The sequence below is a fragment of the Enterobacter sp. MG-EB028 genome, from assembly GCF_056673305.1.
This window is the reverse complement of the sequence record NZ_CP195079.1, coordinates 4,294,047-4,314,980: the sequence shown is the minus strand read 5'-3', so window position 1 is coordinate 4,314,980 and position 20,934 is coordinate 4,294,047. Positions and strand designations below refer to the sequence as shown.

Here is a 20,934-nt window from a genome sequence, read left to right as displayed (position 1 = left end):
ATGGGTATCTTTTCCATCGCCAGCCAGCACATTCGCTTCGCCGTGAAGCTGGCGTGCGCCATTGTGCTGGCGCTGTTTGTCGGCTTCCATTTCCAGCTTGAAACCCCTCGCTGGGCGGTGCTCACCGCCGCGATTGTTGCGGCGGGCCCTGCCTTCGCCGCGGGCGGGGAGCCCTACTCTGGTGCGATCCGCTATCGCGGGATGCTGCGTATCATCGGAACCTTTATCGGCTGTTTCGCGGCGCTGACCATTATTATTCTGATGATCCGCACGCCGCTGCTGATGCTCATGGTGTGCTGTATCTGGGCGGGTTTCTGCACCTGGATTTCGTCTCTGGTAAAAGTGGAGAACTCCTACGCCTGGGGGCTGGCGGGCTATACCGCGTTAATTATTGTTATCACGATCCAGTCCGAACCCTTGCTCGCGCCGCAGTTTGCCGTGGAGCGCTGCAGCGAGATTGTGATTGGTATTGTCTGCGCGATCGTGGCTGACCTGCTTTTCTCCCCGCGCTCGATCAAGCAAGAGGTGGATCGCGAGCTGGACGCGCTGATCGTTGCCCAGTACCAGCTGATGCAGCTGTGCATTAAACACGGCGACAGCGAAGAGGTGGATAAAGCGTGGAGCGGACTGGTACGCCGTACGCAGGCCCTGGAAGGGATGCGCAGCAACCTCAATATGGAGTCGTCGCGCTGGGCCCGGGCGAATCGTCGCCTTAAAGCCCTTAACACCGTCTCTCTGACACTGATTACCCAGGCGTGCGAAACCTATCTCATCCAGAACACCCGCCCGGAAGCGGTCACCGATACGTTCCGCGAACTGTTTGCCGAGCCGGTAGACACCGTACAGGACGTGCATAAGCAGCTTAAGCGCATGCGCCGTGTGATTGCCTGGACCGGGGAGCGCGACACGCCGGTGACCATCTACACCTGGGTCGGCGCCGCGACGCGCTATCTGCTGCTGAAACGCGGTGTAATCAGCAACACTAAAATCAGCGCGGCGGAAGAAGAGGTGCTCCAGGGCGAAGTAGTGATCAAGGCGGAATCTGCCGAGCGGCACCACGCGATGGTCAACTTCTGGCGTACCACGCTTGCCTGTATGCTCGGCACGCTTTTCTGGCTGTGGACGGGCTGGACGTCCGGCAGCGGCGCGATGGTGATGATTGCCGTCGTGACCGCGCTGGCGATGCGTCTGCCTAACCCGCGCATGGTCGCCATTGATTTCCTCTACGGCACCATTGCCGCTCTGCCGATAGGCGCGCTCTATTTCCTGGTCATCATTCCGTCGACGCAGCAGAGCATGCTGCTGCTCTGTATCAGCCTGGCGGTAATGGCGTTCTTTATCGGCATTGAGGTACAAAAGCGGCGACTGGGATCGCTGGGGGCGCTGGCGAGTACGATTAATATCATCGTGCTGGATAACCCGATGACCTTCCATTTCAGCCAGTTCCTCGACAGCGCGTTAGGCCAGCTGGTTGGGTGTTTCCTGGCGATGATGGTGATTCTGCTGGTACGGGATAACTCGCAGGCCCGGACGGGGCGCGTGCTGTTGAACCAGTTCGTGTCGGCTGCCGTGTCGTCGATGACCACCAATACCGCGCGCCGTAAAGAGAACCACCTGCCCGCGCTCTATCAGCAGCTGTTTTTACTGCTGAACAAGTTTCCGGGGGATATCGCGAAGTTCCGCCTGGCATTAACCATGATCATTGCGCACCAACGTCTGCGTAACGCGCCGGTGCCGATCAACGACGATCTCTCGGCCTTCCACCGTCAGCTGCGTCGTACCGCCGACCATGTGCTTTCCGCCAGCAGCGATGACAAACGCCGCCGTTACTTTACCCAACTGCTTGAAGAACTCGATATTTATCAGGAAAAGCTCAAACACTGGCAGGCGCCGCCACAGGTGACCGAGCCGGTAGGGCGGCTGGTGTTTATGCTGCATCGCTACCAGAATGCCCTAACTGATAACTGACCGACGTAAAAAACCGACGCCAAAAGCGTCGGTTTTTTTGTGGCTATACTTATTCCAGCACGTACTTACATTCAGGAAGGGAGGACACATGACGACCCAGGCGCTTCAGGACAACACTCTTTTTCAGACCGGCTATCTGGTTAACGGCCTCTGGAAAACGCTGGACACAACGTTTGATGTGCTGAACCCCGCGACCGGTGAGGTCATCGCTAAAGTTGCGAAAGCGGGTAAAGCGCAAACCGAAGAAGCGATTGCAGCGGCCACCAAAGCCTTCCCGGCATGGCGTGCCAAAACCGCGAAAGAGCGTTCGGCCATTCTTTACCGCTGGTACGAACTGATTATTGAGAATAAAAGTTGGCTCGGGCGGTTAATGACCACCGAGCAGGGTAAGCCCCTGAAAGAGGCGGAAGGGGAAGTGGAGTACGCCGCCAGCTTTATCCAGTGGTTTGCCGAAGAGGCCAAACGCGCGAACGGTGAAATTATTCCGCCGATCAAGCCCGGCTCGCGCATTCTTGCGACCCGTGAGCCCATCGGCGTCGTCGCGGCCATCACGCCCTGGAACTTCCCGATGGCGATGCTCACCCGCAAGTTAGGCCCGGCGCTGGCGGCCGGATGTACCGGCGTCATCAAACCGGCAAATAACACGCCGCTCAGCGCCTTTGCGCTGCTGACGCTGGCAAAACAGGCGGGCGTGCCGGATGGCGTGCTCAACGCGGTGGCCGGAAACACCCATGAGATCAGCGATGCGATCATGGCCAGCCACGACGTGCGTAAAATCTCCTTTACCGGTTCAACCTCCGTCGGCAAAACGCTGGTGCGTAACGCCGCGGAAACCATGAAAAAAGTCTCCATGGAGCTGGGGGGAAATGCCCCGTACATCGTTTTCGAGGATGCAGACATTGACGAAGCGGTTAAGGGCGCTATCGCCAACAAGTTCCGCAATGCGGGGCAGGTTTGCGTCAGCGTGAACCGCTTCTACATTCAGGAAACCGTCTACGACAAGTTTGTGAATAAGCTCGCTGATGCGGTTAATACCCTTAAGGTGGGGAATGGCCTTGAAGAGGGCGTGGTCGTTGGGCCGCTGATCGAACCTGCGGCGGTCAACAAGGTGCGCGAGCACGTTGAAGATGCTGTCGCACGGGGGGCGACCGTGCTGGCGGGCGGTAAACCCCATCCTCTGGGCGGCAATTTCTGGATGCCAACCGTGTTGGGCGACTGCCACGAAGGCATGAAGCTGGCAGAGGAAGAGACGTTTGGCCCGGTTGCGGCCTGTTTCCGCTTCACCTCGGAAGACGAAGTCATCCAGCGCGCCAACAACACGCCCTACGGGCTGGCGGCTTACTTCTACACCCAGAACCTCTCCCGGGTTTTCCGCGTTTCGCAGGCAATCGAGAGCGGGATGATTGGCATTAACGAGTGCGCCGTTTCTACCGAGCTGGGGCCTTTTGGCGGCGTGAAAGAATCCGGACTTGGACGTGAGGGATCCGTGCTGGGGCTGGAAGAGTATCTGGAAGTTAAAACCCTGCATATCGGGGGATTATAATAGACAGGGCGGCATCTGCCGCCCGCCTGGACTGGGTGGCTGGCAATGAAAACTTATACGTTTGATTTTGACGAAATCGACAGTCAGGAAGACTTTTATCGGGAATTTATCCGGGCGTTTGATCTTGAACGGGAAAGCGTGACGAATCTGGATACGCTTTGGGATGTGGTCACCGGCAGTATGTTGCCGCTACCGCTGGAGATTGAGTTTATTCATCTTCCTGAAAAGCTGCGCAGACGTTTTGGCGCGCTGATATTGCTGTTCGATGAAGCAGAAGAAGAGCTTGAAGGGCAGTTGCGCTTTAACGCGCGGCATTGAATGAAAAAAAGCCCCTGACCACGAGGCCAGGGGCAAGTCGTATGATGAGATACGACGAGGGTTTATTTATACAGTTCAGCCGTGGCATGCCAGTGGTCACCCTGATTCAGTTCGGTGACGCGATAGCTGCTGGCGCCTGCTTTTTCAGCTTTGGCGGCAAGCTCCTGACGAATGTCCATCGGGGAGCCGGTGACTGACGTCACGGAGACGCTGCCCATTGGCTGCAGATTTTGTGCCTGATCGGCATTCACTTGCTGTACGGCTGCGCTTGCGCCGAAAGAGAGAACGGATGCCAGACCCAGGGTTGCGATGATCAATTTGGTTTTCATAGTCTTTACTCCTGAACAGTTTTTTTGCTCAACGGCGAGAAGGGTTGTACCGCTATTTTTATGCCTGGTGCCGTTGAGTGGAGAGTTACGTCTTCAGTGATTACTAAAACTTATTTGTACAGCTCGGCGGTGGCGTGCCAGTGGTCACCGGAACGCGCTTCGATGATGCGATAGGATGAGGCACCTTTTTCTTCCGCTTTTTTGTTCAGCATTTCATGCATGTCCATTGGAGACGTGCCAACAGCGCCGACAGAAACCGTACCGATTGCCTCACGGGACTGCGCCTGGTCAGCATTAATAGCGTCAGCCGCGAAAGCACCGAAGGACAGGACAGACAGGACGCTCAGCGCCGCTACAGTAGTTTTGATTTTCATGATTCTTACCTCGTCGAATTTTTTAGTGGGGTCTTGTTTCGTGACCCTCATCACAAAATCAAGTATACACTAATAACGCCAAAAATTAATACCAGGCTAATGGTTTTCCTTGTTATTACGTGTTAAAGGCCCGATTTTTTATAACCAAATTGCATATTATTGGGCGTTTTATGAGCAATCTATGCTGGTATTTATAAGTAAATCATAGGGATATCGCATTTTAATTTTTTGTGCGATTTGCGGGATTGTTATTCACTGGGTGAATGTTAATGAGTGGTAAAAAGCACTAATCGTCAAAGCAGGGGTAGTGAAATAAGGGGGGAAATGAAACGAGAGCAGAATGATCCCCGCAGCGGCGCTACGGGGAGAGAGCATTACAGTTCCTGTTCGAACAGAACCAGAATCGCTTCGTGGAGATCCTTTACGGAGAAACCGCTAGCCGGGGTGGTAAAGATGGTGTCATCACCGGCAATGGTGCCAAGGATACCCTCTGTTTTACCTAACGAGTCCAGCATGCGGGCAATCAGCTGCGCGGCGCCCGGGCTTGTGTGGATGACCACAACGGCGTCGTTATAGTCGATATCCAGAACCAAATTCTTGAGCGGGCTGGAGGTGGTCGGCACGCCAAGTTCTGCCGGCAGGCAATAGACCATCTCCATCTTGGCGTTGCGGGTACGCACCGCGCCAAACTTGGTTAACATGCGGGAGACTTTCGACTGGTTGATGTTATCGAAGCCTTGTTCCTGCAGCGCCTGAACAATTTCTCCCTGAGAACTGAATTTCTCTTCTTTAAGTAGCGCCTTAAACGCCTTTACTAATTCTTCTTGCTTAGACGAGCTTCGCATAAGTCACCCGGAATATGACGAAAGAAACAACATTATTATGCATGTGGATGAATTTTTATGCAAATTATCTGCTCAGCGGCAGGCTGAAATAATGTTATGAAAGGGAGAGATTTTATCAGATTTCGTTATCAGAAAACATGCCTGGGTCACGCCGCGCAAATAAGCTTAAAAGTAAATTAAATGTTATCAAAATGATGTTGTTTTGGTGGCGGGGCAGGGTGTATTGTAACCACCTCTTAATTCGTTGCCATCTGGCGTCAGATAGCTTTCTGGTGAGAGATAAAGTCGTGCGACCTCAAATTATTTAGCTTCGAAAATTGTAATTAAAGACTTGCTGATTTAAGGTCGCGGCAACGGATTTACAGATACTTAAGTTAACCATAATAAGGAGTTTAGGATGAAAGTCGCAGTCCTCGGCGCTGCTGGTGGTATCGGCCAGGCGCTTGCCCTACTACTGAAAACCCAACTGCCTTCAGGCTCAGAACTCTCCCTGTACGATATTGCTCCGGTAACCCCAGGCGTGGCGGTTGACCTGAGCCACATCCCGACCGCTGTAAAAATCAAAGGCTTCTCCGGTGAAGATGCGCGTCCTGCGCTGCAGGGTGCTGATGTGGTCCTGATTTCTGCAGGCGTGGCGCGTAAGCCAGGCATGGATCGTTCAGACCTGTTCAACGTCAACGCGGGCATCGTGAAAAACCTGGTGCAGCAGATCGCTGAAGTGTGCCCGAAAGCGTGCATCGGTATCATCACTAACCCGGTGAACACCACCGTTGCTATCGCAGCCGAAGTGCTGAAGAAAGCGGGTGTTTACGACAAAAACAAACTGTTCGGCGTGACCACGCTGGATATCATCCGTTCCAACACCTTCGTTGCTGAGCTGAAAGGTAAACAGCCAACAGAAGTGGAAGTGCCGGTTATCGGCGGCCACTCTGGCGTGACCATTCTGCCTCTGCTGTCGCAGATCCCAGGCGTAAGCTTCACCGAGCAGGAAGTGGCTGACCTGACCAAACGTATCCAGAACGCGGGCACCGAAGTGGTGGAAGCGAAGGCGGGTGGCGGTTCTGCAACCCTGTCTATGGGCCAGGCGGCTGCCCGTTTCGGTCTGTCACTGGTTCGCGCCCTGCAGGGTGAGAAAGGCGTTGTTGAATGCGCTTACGTTGAAGGCGACGGCGAACATGCCCGCTTCTTCTCTCAGCCGCTGCTGCTGGGCAAAAACGGTATTGAAGAGCGTAAGTCTATCGGTACGCTGAGCGCGTTTGAGCAAAACGCGATGGAAGGCATGCTGGACACGCTGAAGAAAGATATCACCCTGGGTGAAGAGTTCGTTAACAAGTAAAACGCACGCCACCCGATAAAAAAACGGAGCTTATCGCTCCGTTTTTTTTATGCTTATCAGTTAGTGGCCGGGTATTCCTGAACCGTCACGTGCAGCGTCAGTTTCTTATCGTTACGCATGACTTCCACAGGGATGATAGAGCCAGGGCGAATTTCGGCCACCTGGTCCATCGTCTCCAGCGCAGAGACTGCCGGCGTGCCGTTGACCGAGACGATGACATCGTTAACCTGAATCCCCGCGTTGGCCGCCGGTCCACCTGGTGCGACCTCGTTGACGACGATGCCCTGAATCTGATCGATACCGCCGCCCTGAGTATGCATCGGCGCAATTTCGCGCCCGCCGATACCGATATAGCCGCGTATCACGCGCCCGTCGCGGATCAGCTTATCCATAATCTTGGTCGCCAGCTGGAACGGAATAGCAAAGCCGATCCCTTCTGGCGTCTCGCCGTCGTTGCTTTTATCGAATGAGAGGGTGTTGATGCCCATCAGTTCGCCCAGCGAGTTGACCAGCGCGCCGCCTGAATTACCGTGGTTGATTGACGCATCCGTCTGCAGGAAGTTCTGCCTTCCTGACGGGTTGAGGCCAATGCGACCGGTTGCGCTGATGATCCCCTGGGTAATCGTCTGTCCGAGGTTATAAGGGTTACCGATAGCCAGAACGACGTCGCCAATGTGAGGCGTGCGTTTGCGGTTGATCGGAATGACCGGCAGGCCGCCCGTGGCGTTAATCTTCAGCACGGCCAGGTCGGTGAGGCTGTCTGAACCCACAAGCAACGCCTCAAACACGCGACCATCCTGCAGGGCGACGATGATCTGATCGGCATCGTTGATCACGTGTTTGTTCGTAATAATGTAGCCGCGCTCGTCCATAATCACCCCGGAGCCAAGGGTGCGGATCTCCAGCTGATTATGTGCTGAGCTATTAAGGCCGCGGTTATAAACGTTAACCACGGCAGGGGCGGCACGGCGAACGGCCTGGTTATAGGTCGCCGGCGTTTCATCCGTGCTGTCAAACTGGGGAGCCGACAGCTTATTGAACTGACGCAAAGACGGCATCGCCAGCAGCAGCAGGCCAGCGACAATCAAACCGATGACAGTGGAACGTAAGAGCTTTAAAAGCATGATGCGCGTGTCGTGAAAAAAGGAACGGTTTGCAGCATAACATGAGTTATCCGGACATCACACGCAGCGGTGATGTCCGGAATCGCAAATGCTTAGCGCAACAGAATGTAGATAGACTCATTGCCACGCATGACCTGCAGGGCAATGACCGCCGGTTTACTCTCCAGAACCTTGCGCAGTTCGGCAATGGACTGCACGCGATTACGGTTCACGCCAATGATGACGTCTTCCTGGTGCAATCCGGCCTGCGCGGCAGGGCTGCTCTTCTCGACGGTGTCGAGGCGAATGCCTTTCGTACCGTCTTTCAGCTGCCCGTCGCTCAGCGTTGCCCCCTGCAGCGCCGGGGCGATAAGCTCCGCGCTGGCAGATGACGAGGTGCTCTTATCCAGCGTCACTTCGACGTTCAGCGGCTTACCGTCACGGATCAGGCCCAGCTTCACCTTGGCCCCCGGTTCGGTGGTGGCGATACGCGAACGCAGTTCAGCAAAGCTGCTCAGCGGCTTGTCGTTAAGGCTGACGATCACATCGCCCGATTTGATGCCTGCTTTTGCCGAGCCGGAGTTTGGCAGCACTTCACTGACAAACGCACCGCGCTGCACGTTAATATTGAACGCTTTCGCGATATCCGCGCTCATCTCCATACCTTTGATGCCCAGCAGCCCACGTTTGACTTCACCGAACTGAATAAGCTGCTGCGACAGCGTTTTAGCCATATTGCTCGGGATCGCAAAGCCAATCCCAATGCTGCCGCCGCCCGGGGCCAGAATCGCCGTGTTAATGCCAATCAACTCGCCGTTAAGGTTAAGCAGTGCTCCACCGGAGTTTCCACGGTTGATTGAGGCATCGGTCTGGATGAAGTTTTCCAGACCTTCCAGATTCAGGCCGCTACGTCCCAGCGCCGAGATAATGCCGGAGGTGGCGGTTTGCCCTAAACCAAAGGGGTTGCCGACGGCGACGGCAAAATCACCGACGCGCAGTTTGTCGGAATCCGCAATGGCAATCTGGGTCAGGTTGCTTGGGTTCTGCACCTGCAACAGCGCGATGTCGCTCTGGTCATCGCCGCCAATCAGTTTGGCGTCAAATTCACGACCATCGTTCAGCTGGACGCTGATTTTATCGGCCTGGCTGATGACATGATTGTTGGTCAGAATATAGCCTTTGGCCGCATCAATGATGACGCCAGAGCCCAGGCCTTCAAAAGGCTGAGCCTGCTGATTGGGGGACTCATCGCCAAAATATTTTTTCAGTTCATCCGGTACGCGCTGGCTTTGAACCGCCGTGCCTTCTACCTGAACGCTCACGACCGCGGGCAACACTTTTTCCAGCATCGGCGCGAGGCTGGGAATGGCTGCCTGCCCCGGCACCTGCGAAGGCAGCGCCGCACCGACAGGGAAGGACGCCGAGAGAGATAACCCGACACTTAACGCTAAAGCGCTCAACAGCTGGTTTTTTTTCTTCATTGATGCTGACTCTCGTATCCTGGAATGAAAGAAGAACGGCCCAAAATCATGATGATGTTATTGAATTTTATACCGCTGAACAATGAGGTGTTTGACTAAATAATAGCTGGGGACGGGAAGAAAGGACGGGCGCAAGAGATGCGCCCGTAAAATATATTTATGTTGTGCGGTTAATCGCGTTTTGCGCCACCGCGCAGCAGGCCGGACGCGCCGTCAGAGTAGTCGCGTGGCATCTGAACGGGCGCCTGATCGTTACCGGCTTCTGAGTCGGCCAGACGGTTGCGGAACGGATTAGTCTCCGCGGTCATTTCCGGCAGCAGGCTGCTGGAGCTTTTCGCCATATGCTGATACAGCTGGCGGTAGTCGGTCGCCATGTTGTCCAGCAGCTCGGCGCTACGGGCAAAGTGGCTGACCAGCTCTTCGCGATACTCTTCCAGCTCTGCTTTGTTCTTTTCCAGTTCGTACTGCAGTGACTGCTGCTGACGCAATTTGCGGTTACCGAAACGCATGGCCACAGCACCGATCACGATGCCGACGACTAAACCGATTAGCGCATATTCCCAGGTCATGAACTTCTCCCGTTGTCTTGTTGTTCCGTAGGGTGTTGGCTCGGCTCCTGCCTGTGCCTGATAATGCCACTATAACCGCTATTTCCGCAGAAGTGGAATCCTGACGTATCATCGCGTAGTGTAGAACGGCCTTTTTTTCATCAGTCACGCCTGCTGGTGAGCGTTAATTGAAGGAATAACAATAAGATTATGCAAAACCTGTCCCCTGCATCGCGATATCAACTGGCCCTGAATGAGGGTACTCATCAGCCTGATGACGTTCAACGTGAGGCGGTAAACCGTCTGGAGATGATTTATCAGGCGCTCACGGCAAAACCTGCTGAAGTAGAACAGAGTGGTGGGCTCAAGGCCGCGTTTGGGCGGTTGCTCGGTAAAAAAACGCCGCAGGATCAGGCTCCGGTGCGCGGTTTATACATGTGGGGCGGCGTCGGGCGCGGAAAAACCTGGCTGATGGATCTGTTTTATCTCAGCCTGCCGGGTGAGCGTAAACAGCGTCTGCACTTCCATCGCTTTATGCTGCGGGTGCATGAAGAGCTGACTGCGCTGCAGGGCAAAAGCGATCCGCTGGAGATTGTGGCCGACAGGTTCAAGGCTGAAACGGACGTGCTCTGCTTCGATGAGTTTTTCGTTTCTGACATCACCGATGCCATGCTGTTGGGCGGCCTGATGAAGGCGCTATTTGCCCGCGGGATCACGCTCGTTGCCACGTCGAATATCCCGCCAGATGAACTTTACCGCAACGGCCTGCAGCGGGCGCGCTTCCTGCCCGCCATTGACGCCATCAAACAGCATTGTGACATTATGAATGTTGATGCTGGGGTAGATTACCGGTTACGTACGCTGACTCAGGCGCACCTGTGGCTCTCACCGTTAAATGCAGAGACCACCCGCGAGATGGATAAGCTCTGGCTGGCGCTGGCGGGTGCAACACGCGAAAACGCCCCGACGCTGGAGATTAACCATCGTCCGTTGCCAACCCTTGGCGTAGAAAACCAAACGCTGGCGGTCTCCTTTGCGACGCTCTGCGTGGATGCCCGCAGCCAGCACGATTACATTGCGCTATCGCGCCTGTTCCACACCGTGATGGTGATGGATGTGCCGGTGATGACGCGGCTGATGGAGAGCGAAGCGCGGCGCTTCATTGCGCTGGTGGACGAGTTTTACGAGCGCCACGTCAAGCTGGTGGTCAGCGCCGAGGTACCTTTATATGAGATCTATCAGGGAGAGCGGCTGAAGTTTGAGTTCCAGCGCTGCCTGTCGCGCCTGCAGGAGATGCAGAGCGAGGAATACCTGAAGCTGGAGCATATGCCATAAATGCCACCCTCTCCCTGTGGGAGAGGGGCTGGGGGAGGGGGCACCAGACCGCACAATACCCACCCCCGAAAAAACCATTCCAAATCACATTTAAGGGTCGATCTTTGACCTCAACTTCTCTATAATCTTGCGACCCCACGTTACGAGAAGGTTTTTTTCCCGAAACTTTCTATGTGTCGGCATGTGCTATTCGAAGGGGTAGGTTTGCCGGACTTTGTCGTGTGAACCTCAACTGACTAAACGTTTGGGTGTTCACCAACGTGTAACTTATTATTTGGGTAAGCTTTTAATGAAAACTTTTACAGCTAAACCAGAAACCGTACAGCGCGACTGGTATGTTGTTGACGCGACCGGTAAAACTCTGGGCCGTCTGGCTACTGAACTGGCTCGTCGCCTGCGCGGTAAGCATAAAGCGGAATACACTCCGCACGTTGATACCGGTGATTACATCATCGTTCTGAACGCTGACAAAGTTGCTGTTACCGGCAACAAGCGTACTGACAAAATGTACTACCACCACACCGGCCACATCGGTGGTATCAAAGAAGCGACCTTTGAAGAGATGATTGCCCGCCGTCCTGAGCGTGTGATTGAAATCGCGGTTAAAGGCATGCTGCCAAAAGGCCCGCTGGGTCGTGCTATGTTCCGTAAACTGAAAGTTTACGCAGGCAACGAGCACAACCACGCGGCACAGCAACCGCAAGTTCTTGACATCTAATCGGGATTATAGGCAATGGCTGAAAATCAATACTACGGCACTGGTCGCCGCAAAAGTTCCGCAGCTCGCGTTTTCATCAAACCGGGCAGTGGTAAAATCGTAATCAACCAGCGTTCTCTGGAACAATACTTCGGTCGCGAAACTGCCCGCATGGTAGTTCGCCAGCCGCTGGAACTGGTTGATATGGTAGAAAAACTGGATCTGTACATCACCGTTAAAGGTGGTGGTATCTCCGGTCAGGCAGGTGCGATCCGTCACGGTATCACCCGCGCTCTGATGGAGTACGACGAATCCCTGCGTTCTGAACTGCGTAAAGCTGGCTTCGTTACTCGTGACGCTCGTCAGGTTGAACGTAAGAAAGTGGGTCTGCGTAAAGCACGTCGTCGTCCACAGTTCTCCAAACGTTAATCCATTCTGCTTACGCAGAACGATTGGCGAAAAACCCGCTTTGGCGGGTTTTTTTATGGATAATGCGCAGGTTATCCACAGTAACATTTCATATATCTTCTCTTTTTCCACATTTCCAGAATCCCCTCACCACAAAGCCATCAAAATCTGGTAAACTATCATCCAATTTTCTGCCCAAATATCGGTGAATACTCGATTTTTGTTCGATTCTTGAACAATGTGTTTTCTCTGGGATGGGCGATACAACATCTGGCTGGCCCCTGTTGGGCTGGTAGCAGTAAAAATTCTGAATATACCTGGAGGTTTTCATGGCTGTCGCTGCCAACAAACGTTCGGTAATGACGCTGTTTTCTGGTCCTACTGACATTTATAGCCATCAGGTTCGTATCGTACTGGCCGAGAAGGGTGTCAGTTTTGAGATCGAGCATGTGGAAAAGGATAACCCGCCTCAGGATCTGATCGATCTCAACCCGAGCCAAAGCGTACCGACGCTGGTGGATCGCGAGCTGACCCTGTGGGAATCCCGTATCATTATGGAATATCTGGATGAGCGTTTCCCGCATCCGCCGCTGATGCCTGTTTACCCTGTTGCGCGTGGTGAAAGCCGCCTGTACATGCAGCGTATCGAAAAAGACTGGTACTCGCTGATGAACGTCATCACCAGCGGTTCCGCTTCTGAAGCCGACGCTGCGCGTAAGCAACTGCGTGAAGAGCTGCTGGCAATTGCCCCTGTGTTTGGTCAGAAACCTTTCTTCCTGAGCGATGAGTTCAGCCTGGTAGATTGCTACCTGGCCCCGCTGCTGTGGCGTCTGCCAACCCTGGGCGTTGAGTTCAGCGGCCCTGGCGCAAAAGAGCTGAAAGGCTATATGACTCGCGTATTTGAGCGCGACTCTTTCCTGGCATCTTTAACTGAACCGGAACGTGAAATGCGTCTCGGCCGAGGCTAATGACTGTGGAAATGTCACAACTTACCCCACGCCGTCCGTATCTGCTGCGCGCCTTCTATGAATGGCTGCTGGATAACCAGCTCACGCCGCACCTGGTTGTGGATGTGACGTTGCCGGGCGTGCTGGTTCCGATGGAATACGCGCGTGACGGACAGATCGTACTGAACATTGCCCCGCGTGCGGTAGGTAACCTTGAGCTGGCAAACGACGAAGTGCGCTTCAACGCGCGGTTCGGCGGCGTGCCGCGTCAGGTTTCCGTACCGCTGGCTGCGGTGCTGGCGATCTACGCGCGTGAAAACGGTGCGGGAACCATGTTCGAGCCGGAAGCGGCATACGATGAAGAGGTTGCCAGCCTGAATGATGACGAAGGCATCACCGCCAGCGAAAGCGAAACGGTAATGTCCGTGATTGATGGCGACAAGCCCGATCGTGAGGACGACAACGATCCTGATGACGATCCGCCACCGCGCGGTGGTCGTCCGGCGCTACGCGTTGTGAAATAATTAAGATTAGCCCTTACCATATGCTTATGGAAAGGGCTTTTTTATTCAAGTCATTTTTTTTATGAATGAATAATATACCCATTATTAAATCTAACTAAAATAAGAAATAAGTTTAATTAAATATACACGTTCGTAAAATAGCGTATTATTCATTTAAATAATATTATATCGAAACCGGATTTCGGGAACGAGCTCATCGTACAGGATGTCGATGATATCTGGCTAAATATAGCCAATCATGGATGAAGAGAGAATTACTTAGAGAAAAGTAAATCTACTAACCCCCCCCAAAGCGTTAGCCTCTTCTTATTCAAATATAAAAATTACCTTTTAGGTAACTGGGAATATTTCCCAAAAAAGCTTCACTATATTTAGTGGATTTAAATCTATCTATATTTTTAAGGATCGAAAATGAAAAAATTCGCGAAATCAGCGCTTCTTGGTATGTTAGTCTTTGGCGGTTCTGCGATGGCTGCACATGCAGAAGGTAACGATGGTACAGTTACGTTTGTAGGTAAAATTGTTACTTCCCCATGCTCTATTAAAATTGGTGACGAAAACCAAACGATTAGTCTGGGCGAGAACCTGGGCACCGCGTCACTTAAAGCTGGACTGATTCAGGCAGTAGATTTTGATATTCAGCTGGTTAACTGCGTATTTACAGACGAAACCAGCATGAACATTGTCTTCAATGCGAGTGGTGATGAATCCACGGCAAATCCGGGCTACCTTGCTCTGATGGGGGCAAAGGGCGAGATGAAAGGTTCTCATATTGTAATCGCTAACACGAAAGGTACTGAAATTAAATTAGGGAACGCTGCAACGCAGGCGCTGGCCGTTGATGCCGATGGTAAAGGCCTGGCCGATCAAAAGCTGGCATTTAAAGCTTGGGTTCAGGGTGAAACTGCTGCGACAACTATCGACACGGGTGAGTTCTCATCTTTGACCAGTTTCCAGATTAGCTATCTGTAATTGTTAATATTTGCCCCGCGAATTATCGTGGGGCAGCATTTAATTTCCAGCTCGGATGTGTACGTTTTCAGGGTATCATAATGAAGTGCAGCAAATATTATCGACTGAAACATCTGGCCGTTTTGGTTGGGCTATTTTGTGGAGTATCCGGTAATGATACCTTTGCAGAAGATGCTGTTGAATTCAATACTCAATTCTTGGATGTCCGCAGTAGCGAAAATTATGATCTGAGTCGTTTTTCTCGTAAGGGTTATGTTTTACCAGGTCAATATAATCTACAGGTAATAATAAATACAGGCAGACTTCCTGATAATTATGACATTAACTGGTATCCTAAAGAAGATGATCCTGATGACAGTTATGCTTGCCTTTCACCTGATCTTGTTTCGCGTCTCGGTATCAAACCTGAGCTGTCAGACCATTTTATATGGATAAAAGACGGTGCATGTTTAAAACCAGATCAGCTGAAAGATATGCACGTGGATGCGGACATGTCACAAACGGCATTGCGTATCGCCATCCCACAGGCCTACCTCGAGTATTCGGACGAAAACTGAGAGCCTCCTGCCCGCTGGGATGAAGGTATTTCAAGTATTCTTTTTGATTATAATATTAACGCCAGCCATGAGCATGACGAAAATGACGGCGGCAATGATCGCGATCTCAGTGGTAATGGCACAATGGGTGCCAATGTTGGGCCATGGCGTCTGCGTGCTGACTGGCAAGCGGATTATCAACGTCAGGATGACGAGACCACGCGTAACTGGGACTGGAGCCGCTACTACGCCTACCGCGCTTTACCTAAATGGGGGGCACAGCTTCTGCTGGGGGAAACCTCCCTCCTGTCGGACATTTTTGATACCTTCAACTATGCGGGCGTTAGCGTCAATTCAGACGACCAAATGCTTCCTCCTAACTTAAGAGGATATGCACCTGATATCGCGGGCGTTGCGCGAACCAATGCCAAGGTCGTGGTGACGCAGCAAGGCAGAGTGCTTTATGAAAAGCAGGTTCCGGCAGGCCCGTTCCGTATTCAGGATATTAACCAGTCTGTCTCTGGTGATTTGCACGTACGAATCGAAGAGCAGGATGGACAGGTTCAGGAATACGATGTAAGTACCGCATCCGTGCCGTTCCTTACGCGAACCAATCAGGTGCGTTTCAAAACCACGGTGGGACGCCCTCAGGACTGGGATCACCAAATGGCAGGTGAAATGTTCGGCGCAGGTGAAGCCTCATGGGGCGTTGCTGACGGCTGGTCCTTGTACGGTGGTGGCATTGGTGAACAAAATTATCAGGCGGTCGCACTGGGTATTGGGCGCGATATGGCTGCGCTTGGGGCGCTCTCTTTTGATGTTACTCGCTCACACGCGCACATTACGGCTGATAGTGATGACGAGAATTTACAAGGGAACTCGTACCGCATAAGTTATTCAAAAGACTATGACGAATTGCATAGCCGTATCTCTTTTGCAGGATATCGTTTCTCTGAAGAAAACTTTATGACGATGAACGATTACCTTGACGCTCAGGACGATGAACATTTTCGTTCCGGAAAAGACAAGGAAATGTTTACTGTTAACTACAACCAGAATGTAATTGATCTTGGTATAAACGTCTTTTTAAACTGGTCTCGCCGATCGTATTGGGACCGCTCAGACGAAAATAACTATAACATTATGGTTTCAAAATACTTCGATTTGGGGCGCGTGAAAAATATTAGCCTTTCCTTGAACGGGTTTCGCAATGAATATGATGATGAAACCGACGATGGATTTTATCTTTCGGTCAGTATTCCGTGGGGCGAAAGTGGGGCGTTGACCTATAACGGTTCATTTAATCATGACGATCATTCAAACCGTGTTGGATATAACCAACGAGTTGATGACCGTAATAGCTATCAGGTAAGCGTTGGAGATTCACAAAGCGATAAATCTGCGGATGGTTATTTCCGTCATACGGGTGACTATGCGGATGTTGACCTTAACGCCAGCTATCTTGAAAACGCCTACTCTTCCGTTGGTATCTCTATGGAAGGTGGGGCTACGCTTACTGCTCAGGGTGGGGCACTGCATCGGGTGTCTATTCCTGGCGGATCGCGTTTAATGATTGACGCCAGCGGGCAACCTGATGTACCCGTTGGTGGATATAATACGCCGGTCTATACCAATGCTTTTGGCATGGCCATAATACCCGATATTAATGATTATTACCGTAATGATATTAAAATCGACATTAAGAACCTTCCTGATAATGCGGAAGCAACGCAGTCAACAGCACAAATTACCTTAACGGAAGGTGCGATAGGCTATCGGAAATTCGATATTATAAGGGGTGAGAAAGCAGTTGCAACGTTGCGTTTAAGTGACGGGAAATATCCTCCATTTGGGGCTGAAGTCATGAATATGAACCAGCAACAGGTTGGGCTTGTCGATGACAATGGCAGCGTTTATCTGGCTGGGGTGAACCCAGGCGAAAGTATGCAGGTAAACTGGAACGGTAGTCAACACTGTTTAATAACACTCCCCGAACCGTTGCCAAAAGATCTCTTTAATAATTTGTTACTGCCTTGCAGCAGTGAAAAAAAATTAACTACGCCGGTTACACATAAAGTAATACCGGCAATTCAGCAGCAAACACAACACGTGATTCCCAAGTCGGAACATGAAGATTTTTCCGGAATACCGGATGCTTCGATTAATTCAGGAAAAAATACATGAAAAATTTTCTTTTTTTGTCTACTAAAATCCTTTTAGGATGCACATTATTGCCAATGCTGGCGCATGCAGCTGTTGTACCTGACAGAACACGCGTTGTTTTTAGCGGTAGCGAGAAATCTGTTATCCTTACGCTACGTAATGATAACCAAGATAGCCCGTATCTGGCTCAGTCCTGGATTGAAGATAATAAAGGGCAAAAGATTACCTCCCCGCTCGCCGTATTACCTCCAGTTCAGCGTATCGAACCGAAAGAAACGGGCCAGGTGAAAATACAAGGCATGCCGGGGCTTGCATCATTGCCGCAGGATCGTGAATCGCTGTTTTACTTCAACGTAAGAGAGATTCCACCGAAAGGAAAGCGGCCGAATACGCTGCAAATTGCCCTGCAAACGCGCATTAAATTATTTTACCGACCTGCGTCTTTACCTAAAATGGATCCTCTTCATCCCTGGCAGTATCAACTCACATTGACGCGCAGCGGTGGAGATTATCAGGTGAATAACCCATCTAGCTACTATGTCGTACTGAGTAATGCCAGCAGCCGCGTTAATACCTCGTCCGTTGCAGGTTTTAATCCGATTGTTCTGGCGCCAAAATCCAGTGAACTGATGCACGTGAAAGCAGTAGATTTGGGGCCACATCCCGTTCTTGTTTATGTCGATGATTATGGTGGACGGATGCCACTGCATTTTAAATGTAACGGAACGACTTGTAATGTCGATCAGGAAAAAAGCAGTAAAAAATAACAGGCAGGAGGCCGAATTATGTTTCGCAAAATACCCTGCTTAATGGCATTCGGATTGGTCAGTGTGGCATTGCCGTCTATGGCAATTGATACCCAGGTGGATTTGTCAGTGACTGTAGTGGTGAATGTGCCTATGCCATGCCAGGTAACCGGCGGAGCGGTTGAATTCGGAACAGTTTATACCACTAAAATCGATGGCACCCGTTATACAAAGCCGCTTAATTACAGTCTTAATTGTAAAGATCGCCTTAAAGATTACCTTAAACTCCAGATTCAGGGTGATTCGACCACGATCAACGGAGAAAAAGTCTTAAAGACAAGCGTGGACGGTTTTGGACTGCGTCTGCAAACAAAAGACGGCAAAAATCTCATTGAACCGGGAACATCCGATTGGCTGTCATTTACGTGGGCAAACAGCGGACCTGAACTGGAAGTCGTCCCGGTAAAAGAAAGCTCAACAACGCTTAGCGCTGCGGAGTTTAATGCCAGAGCGACCATGATAGTGGATTACCAATGAAACAATATTCATTAGTCTTTTTACTTAGCATGCTCCTGGTAACCAGCGTACACGCATCCGGAGATCTCACGTTTCATGGCTATCTGGTTCGTCCTCCAACCTGTGTGATCAGCAACGATCAAACCATCGAGGTGAATTTTGTTGATGTTCAGATAGATGAGATCGATGGAAATAAATTTATGCAAGATCTGCCTTATACGATCGATTGTGATTCACCTGACAGGTATTCCGATCTGGGGATGACGCTAACGCTTACTGGCAACGTTACGGATTTCAATACGGCGGCCATTGTTACAGATGTTTCAGGGCTGGGGATCGAAATACTTCACGACAGTATCCCTTTCCAACTGGGGTCTACATTAACAGTGAATGAACAGGCATTACCCGTTCTGAAAGCTGTTCCTGTTAAGAAAAGTGGTGTCGTAATGTATTCAGGTAATTTTGAAGGGTGGGCAACATTGCAGGTGGATTACCAATGAAGGCTAATAAAAGGTGTTCAGGGGCAATCCTCCCTTTAATGCTACTACTCTCCACGCAGTGCGTTAATGCGAAAAACGACAACGTGCACTTTACCGGCAATTTGTTAGGAGGTGTTTGTAAGATGCAAATGGAAAACGGTGTGCTTGATACCGTGACGTTTCCTGATATTGCCGCCAGCGATTTAATGCTTCGAGGACGCTCTGTCAGTCGACCCGTTACGTTGAAATTATACGATTGTCCGCCTTCGGTACAAAAGAATGGTGTTCGGGTGACATTTAACGGAAATGAAACAGCTGAAATGGCGGGTTTTCTGGCCTTCGATACTTCCTCTCCCGCTTCTGGTGTCGGTATCGGTCTGGAAACAGAGCAGGGCGAACACGTACTTTTTAACGATGCAGAAGGGGTGATTTTCCCGCTTAGCGAGGGTAGTAACGATCTGGTGATGCATGCCTGGCTCCAGGTTATTCCTGGTCAGGAGGTCTTGCCGGGAACATTCACAGCAACTTCAACCGTCATTTTCGAATATTTATAATATGAAAACACGATTATTTATCGCACTGGTTTTCGCCTTTTTAAGTTTTTTTAGTAGCGGCAGTTATGCCGGCGGTGGCTTACGCTCCAGCCAGAGTGAAATAAGTCTTTATTATGCGGTGCCGAAATCCGGGGAAAAAGAATCTGTTCTCATTAACCTCGGAACAACTACTAAAGGGGGCATATTCCATGGGGTATGGGATCTTACAAAAAGAGATGGCGACGGTAACCTTCCGAATGTCTCATGGGATGGTAATGCTGCGGGTTATCAGGTACTGAGACTTAAATATGTAACTGAAGTGAAGAATACGGCAGGGTGCTCAGGGCTTGATTTATCCCGTTGGAGTTGTAATAGGGTAACAATTCACATCGAGGTACCGTGGGATAAAGCCTCAACATGCCCGTGGATTTTGATGTTTATCTCTCGTTCGACAAATACTGTCACAGGTGAAGGCTGGTCATCCACGATGGAGCGAACAACGGCGTGTGTGTTTACGCCTACGTCCGGACTAGATATCTCATGGGATCCGAAAATATTACAGCATGATAAGCAAATAACGTTTAATTCCACGGGTGGCGAAATGGAAAGTACCCTGCATACCTACCTTTGGGAAGGCGGAAGCGTTTGTGACAACAGCTTAATGGACGATCGCGGTGCGAATTGTCGCGTTATTACGACGGGTATTTCTGTAACGGCTTTGGGCTGTGATAATTCAAAACTGACGACCTACACCGTGCGCCATCCGTTAAGCGATATGATAATACATGACATTATCGTCAAAATTAATACTGAAAATATCGGTGCCGGTCAGTTTACATCGACATGTAACTACCGTTACATCATTGATCAGTTATAGCGTGAAGTTTGATAAGGCCCGGTGAAAGCCTTTACCGGGCGAGACAATGAGTAAGGAGGTGGGCAGGAAGGCCACCAGGCACGATTTCTCCACCTGTAATTTCCTTTGTTATGATGGATTGTTCTCCCTTTCTGACACCGGACTGCAATGAAACCATTTGATCTTAAAGCTGAAAAGTCTGATGAAGCTATTGGCCGCAGCCTGCGACGTCGTCTGCTGGCGCGCAAAAAGCTGTCAGATAGGGTGGAAGAAGAGCTGGAGCAGATGATCCGCCGCCTGGCTGGGCGGGGCGCTGTTAGCAACGGTAGTCACGCTATGATGATTGGAGAGCTGCACTTCCTGTATATTGACATCAC

The 20,934-nt window shown here is 51.3% G+C and carries 21 protein-coding genes and 2 pseudogenes; 17 read left to right on the top strand and 6 right to left on the bottom strand.

From position 1 onward, the window contains the following. The 3 genes from aaeB to ACR42C_RS20445 all read left to right on the top strand — a co-directional run bounded on the left by aaeB (position 1) and on the right by ACR42C_RS20445 (position 3,829). Complete coding sequence (aaeB, locus tag ACR42C_RS20455) at positions 1–1,968, top strand: p-hydroxybenzoic acid efflux pump subunit AaeB (RefSeq protein ID WP_116343534.1); 1,968 nt, start codon at positions 1–3, stop codon at positions 1,966–1,968. Between the two features lie 88 nt (positions 1,969–2,056). Next, positions 2,057–3,511: an NAD-dependent succinate-semialdehyde dehydrogenase gene (locus tag ACR42C_RS20450; RefSeq protein WP_302220247.1), complete on the top strand. Its 1,455-nt coding sequence runs from the start codon at positions 2,057–2,059 to the stop codon at positions 3,509–3,511. Between the two features lie 45 nt (positions 3,512–3,556). After that, complete coding sequence (locus tag ACR42C_RS20445) at positions 3,557–3,829, top strand: barstar family protein (RefSeq protein ID WP_116343532.1); 273 nt, start codon at positions 3,557–3,559, stop codon at positions 3,827–3,829. A 62-nt stretch (positions 3,830–3,891) separates the two neighbouring features. Here the strand turns inward: ACR42C_RS20445 and yhcN (ACR42C_RS20440) are convergent, their stop codons facing one another. The 3 genes from yhcN (ACR42C_RS20440) to argR all read right to left on the bottom strand — a co-directional run bounded on the left by yhcN (ACR42C_RS20440) (position 3,892) and on the right by argR (position 5,377). Further along, positions 3,892–4,158 (bottom strand): peroxide/acid stress response protein YhcN, encoded by a 267-nt coding sequence (yhcN, locus tag ACR42C_RS20440; protein WP_061096934.1) that lies wholly within the window; start codon positions 4,156–4,158, stop codon positions 3,892–3,894. A gap of 110 nt (positions 4,159–4,268) precedes the next feature. Beyond that, positions 4,269–4,532, bottom strand: a complete 264-nt coding sequence (gene yhcN / locus ACR42C_RS20435) for a peroxide/acid stress response protein YhcN (protein ID WP_014885423.1) — start codon at positions 4,530–4,532, stop codon at positions 4,269–4,271. Positions 4,533–4,906: 374 nt separating this feature from the next. Beyond that, a complete protein-coding gene (gene argR, locus ACR42C_RS20430; protein ID WP_008502836.1) occupies positions 4,907–5,377 on the bottom strand; it encodes a transcriptional regulator ArgR in 471 nt (156 codons plus the stop codon). Positions 5,378–5,774: 397 nt separating this feature from the next. On the opposite strand from argR, the gene mdh reads away from it, so the two are divergent. Continuing rightward, complete coding sequence (gene mdh / locus ACR42C_RS20425) at positions 5,775–6,713, top strand: malate dehydrogenase (RefSeq protein ID WP_014885422.1); 939 nt, start codon at positions 5,775–5,777, stop codon at positions 6,711–6,713. A 56-nt stretch (positions 6,714–6,769) separates the two neighbouring features. On the opposite strand, the gene degS is transcribed toward mdh, so the two are convergent. The 3 genes from degS to zapG form a co-directional block, all read right to left on the bottom strand. Next, on the bottom strand, positions 6,770–7,837 hold the full coding sequence (gene degS, locus ACR42C_RS20420) for an outer membrane-stress sensor serine endopeptidase DegS (protein ID WP_116343531.1): 1,068 nt from the start codon (positions 7,835–7,837) through the stop codon (positions 6,770–6,772). 92 nt (positions 7,838–7,929) lie between these two features. Then, complete coding sequence (gene degQ, locus ACR42C_RS20415) at positions 7,930–9,297, bottom strand: serine endoprotease DegQ (protein ID WP_116343530.1); 1,368 nt, start codon at positions 9,295–9,297, stop codon at positions 7,930–7,932. A 170-nt stretch (positions 9,298–9,467) separates the two neighbouring features. Beyond that, the gene (zapG, locus tag ACR42C_RS20410) at positions 9,468–9,866 is read right to left on the bottom strand and encodes a Z-ring associated protein ZapG (RefSeq protein ID WP_010436126.1); all 399 of its coding nucleotides are present in this window, start codon (positions 9,864–9,866) and stop codon (positions 9,468–9,470) included. 189 nt (positions 9,867–10,055) lie between these two features. On the opposite strand from zapG, the gene zapE reads away from it, so the two are divergent. The 13 genes and pseudogenes from zapE to ACR42C_RS20345 all read left to right on the top strand — a co-directional run. Beyond that, positions 10,056–11,180 (top strand): cell division protein ZapE, encoded by a 1,125-nt coding sequence (gene zapE, locus ACR42C_RS20405; protein ID WP_302220237.1) that lies wholly within the window; start codon positions 10,056–10,058, stop codon positions 11,178–11,180. 289 nt (positions 11,181–11,469) lie between these two features. Beyond that, positions 11,470–11,898: a 50S ribosomal protein L13 gene (gene rplM, locus ACR42C_RS20400; RefSeq protein ID WP_003860434.1), complete on the top strand. Its 429-nt coding sequence runs from the start codon at positions 11,470–11,472 to the stop codon at positions 11,896–11,898. Positions 11,899–11,913: 15 nt separating this feature from the next. Then, a complete protein-coding gene (rpsI, locus tag ACR42C_RS20395; RefSeq protein WP_003860436.1) occupies positions 11,914–12,306 on the top strand; it encodes a 30S ribosomal protein S9 in 393 nt (130 codons plus the stop codon). Positions 12,307–12,614: 308 nt separating this feature from the next. Then, positions 12,615–13,253 carry a stringent starvation protein SspA gene (gene sspA, locus ACR42C_RS20390; protein WP_014885418.1) on the top strand — a complete coding sequence of 213 codons (639 nt, stop codon included), beginning with the start codon at positions 12,615–12,617 and terminating at the stop codon, positions 13,251–13,253. Positions 13,254–13,258: 5 nt separating this feature from the next. Further along, positions 13,259–13,756, top strand: a complete 498-nt coding sequence (sspB, locus tag ACR42C_RS20385; protein ID WP_061099617.1) for a ClpXP protease specificity-enhancing factor — start codon at positions 13,259–13,261, stop codon at positions 13,754–13,756. Between the two features lie 411 nt (positions 13,757–14,167). After that, on the top strand, positions 14,168–14,728 hold the full coding sequence (locus tag ACR42C_RS20380) for a fimbrial protein (RefSeq protein WP_316379839.1): 561 nt from the start codon (positions 14,168–14,170) through the stop codon (positions 14,726–14,728). An 80-nt stretch (positions 14,729–14,808) separates the two neighbouring features. Then, positions 14,809–17,448: pseudogene (locus tag ACR42C_RS20375) on the top strand (outer membrane usher protein). A gap of 53 nt (positions 17,449–17,501) precedes the next feature. Continuing rightward, positions 17,502–18,194 carry a fimbria/pilus periplasmic chaperone gene (locus tag ACR42C_RS20370; RefSeq protein ID WP_479985212.1) on the top strand — a complete coding sequence of 231 codons (693 nt, stop codon included), beginning with the start codon at positions 17,502–17,504 and terminating at the stop codon, positions 18,192–18,194. A gap of 18 nt (positions 18,195–18,212) precedes the next feature. Continuing rightward, positions 18,213–18,710 (top strand): fimbrial protein, encoded by a 498-nt coding sequence (locus ACR42C_RS20365; RefSeq protein ID WP_316379841.1) that lies wholly within the window; start codon positions 18,213–18,215, stop codon positions 18,708–18,710. After that, positions 18,707–19,189: a fimbrial protein gene (locus ACR42C_RS20360; RefSeq protein ID WP_316379842.1), complete on the top strand. Its 483-nt coding sequence runs from the start codon at positions 18,707–18,709 to the stop codon at positions 19,187–19,189. Before ACR42C_RS20365 ends, ACR42C_RS20360 begins: the two co-directional genes overlap by 4 nt. Further along, positions 19,186–19,722: a fimbrial protein gene (locus ACR42C_RS20355; protein ID WP_316379843.1), complete on the top strand. Its 537-nt coding sequence runs from the start codon at positions 19,186–19,188 to the stop codon at positions 19,720–19,722. Before ACR42C_RS20360 ends, ACR42C_RS20355 begins: the two co-directional genes overlap by 4 nt. Before the next feature lies 1 nt (position 19,723). After that, positions 19,724–20,578: a StfH/YfcO family fimbrial adhesin gene (locus tag ACR42C_RS20350; RefSeq protein ID WP_316379844.1), complete on the top strand. Its 855-nt coding sequence runs from the start codon at positions 19,724–19,726 to the stop codon at positions 20,576–20,578. Between the two features lie 147 nt (positions 20,579–20,725). Next, positions 20,726–20,854: pseudogene (locus ACR42C_RS20345) on the top strand (transcriptional regulator NanR); the annotation flags it as partial. Between the last annotated feature and the right edge of the window lie 80 nt (positions 20,855–20,934).

Excerpts from the sequence above, each read along its gene's own strand:
- sspA (WP_014885418.1), top strand. The coding sequence starts at position 12,615 with ATGGCTGTCGCTGCCAACAAACGTTCGGTAATGACGCTGTTTTCTGGT.
- ACR42C_RS20370 (WP_479985212.1), top strand. The coding sequence starts at position 17,502 with ATGCTGGCGCATGCAGCTGTTGTACCTGACAGAACACGCGTTGTTTTT.
- ACR42C_RS20365 (WP_316379841.1), top strand. The coding sequence starts at position 18,213 with ATGTTTCGCAAAATACCCTGCTTAATGGCATTCGGATTGGTCAGTGTG.
- ACR42C_RS20450 (WP_302220247.1), top strand. The coding sequence starts at position 2,057 with ATGACGACCCAGGCGCTTCAGGACAACACTCTTTTTCAGACCGGCTAT.
- aaeB (WP_116343534.1), top strand. The coding sequence starts at position 1 with ATGGGTATCTTTTCCATCGCCAGCCAGCACATTCGCTTCGCCGTGAAG.
- ACR42C_RS20350 (WP_316379844.1), top strand. The coding sequence starts at position 19,724 with ATGAAAACACGATTATTTATCGCACTGGTTTTCGCCTTTTTAAGTTTT.
- degQ (WP_116343530.1), bottom strand. The coding sequence starts at position 9,297 with ATGAAGAAAAAAAACCAGCTGTTGAGCGCTTTAGCGTTAAGTGTCGGG.
- yhcN (WP_014885423.1), bottom strand. The coding sequence starts at position 4,532 with ATGAAAATCAAAACTACTGTAGCGGCGCTGAGCGTCCTGTCTGTCCTG.
- zapE (WP_302220237.1), top strand. The coding sequence starts at position 10,056 with ATGCAAAACCTGTCCCCTGCATCGCGATATCAACTGGCCCTGAATGAG.
- ACR42C_RS20355 (WP_316379843.1), top strand. The coding sequence starts at position 19,186 with ATGAAGGCTAATAAAAGGTGTTCAGGGGCAATCCTCCCTTTAATGCTA.
- ACR42C_RS20360 (WP_316379842.1), top strand. The coding sequence starts at position 18,707 with ATGAAACAATATTCATTAGTCTTTTTACTTAGCATGCTCCTGGTAACC.
- rplM (WP_003860434.1), top strand. The coding sequence starts at position 11,470 with ATGAAAACTTTTACAGCTAAACCAGAAACCGTACAGCGCGACTGGTAT.
- rpsI (WP_003860436.1), top strand. The coding sequence starts at position 11,914 with ATGGCTGAAAATCAATACTACGGCACTGGTCGCCGCAAAAGTTCCGCA.
- zapG (WP_010436126.1), bottom strand. The coding sequence starts at position 9,866 with ATGACCTGGGAATATGCGCTAATCGGTTTAGTCGTCGGCATCGTGATC.
- degS (WP_116343531.1), bottom strand. The coding sequence starts at position 7,837 with ATGCTTTTAAAGCTCTTACGTTCCACTGTCATCGGTTTGATTGTCGCT.
- ACR42C_RS20445 (WP_116343532.1), top strand. The coding sequence starts at position 3,557 with ATGAAAACTTATACGTTTGATTTTGACGAAATCGACAGTCAGGAAGAC.
- yhcN (WP_061096934.1), bottom strand. The coding sequence starts at position 4,158 with ATGAAAACCAAATTGATCATCGCAACCCTGGGTCTGGCATCCGTTCTC.
- argR (WP_008502836.1), bottom strand. The coding sequence starts at position 5,377 with ATGCGAAGCTCGTCTAAGCAAGAAGAATTAGTAAAGGCGTTTAAGGCG.
- mdh (WP_014885422.1), top strand. The coding sequence starts at position 5,775 with ATGAAAGTCGCAGTCCTCGGCGCTGCTGGTGGTATCGGCCAGGCGCTT.
- ACR42C_RS20380 (WP_316379839.1), top strand. The coding sequence starts at position 14,168 with ATGAAAAAATTCGCGAAATCAGCGCTTCTTGGTATGTTAGTCTTTGGC.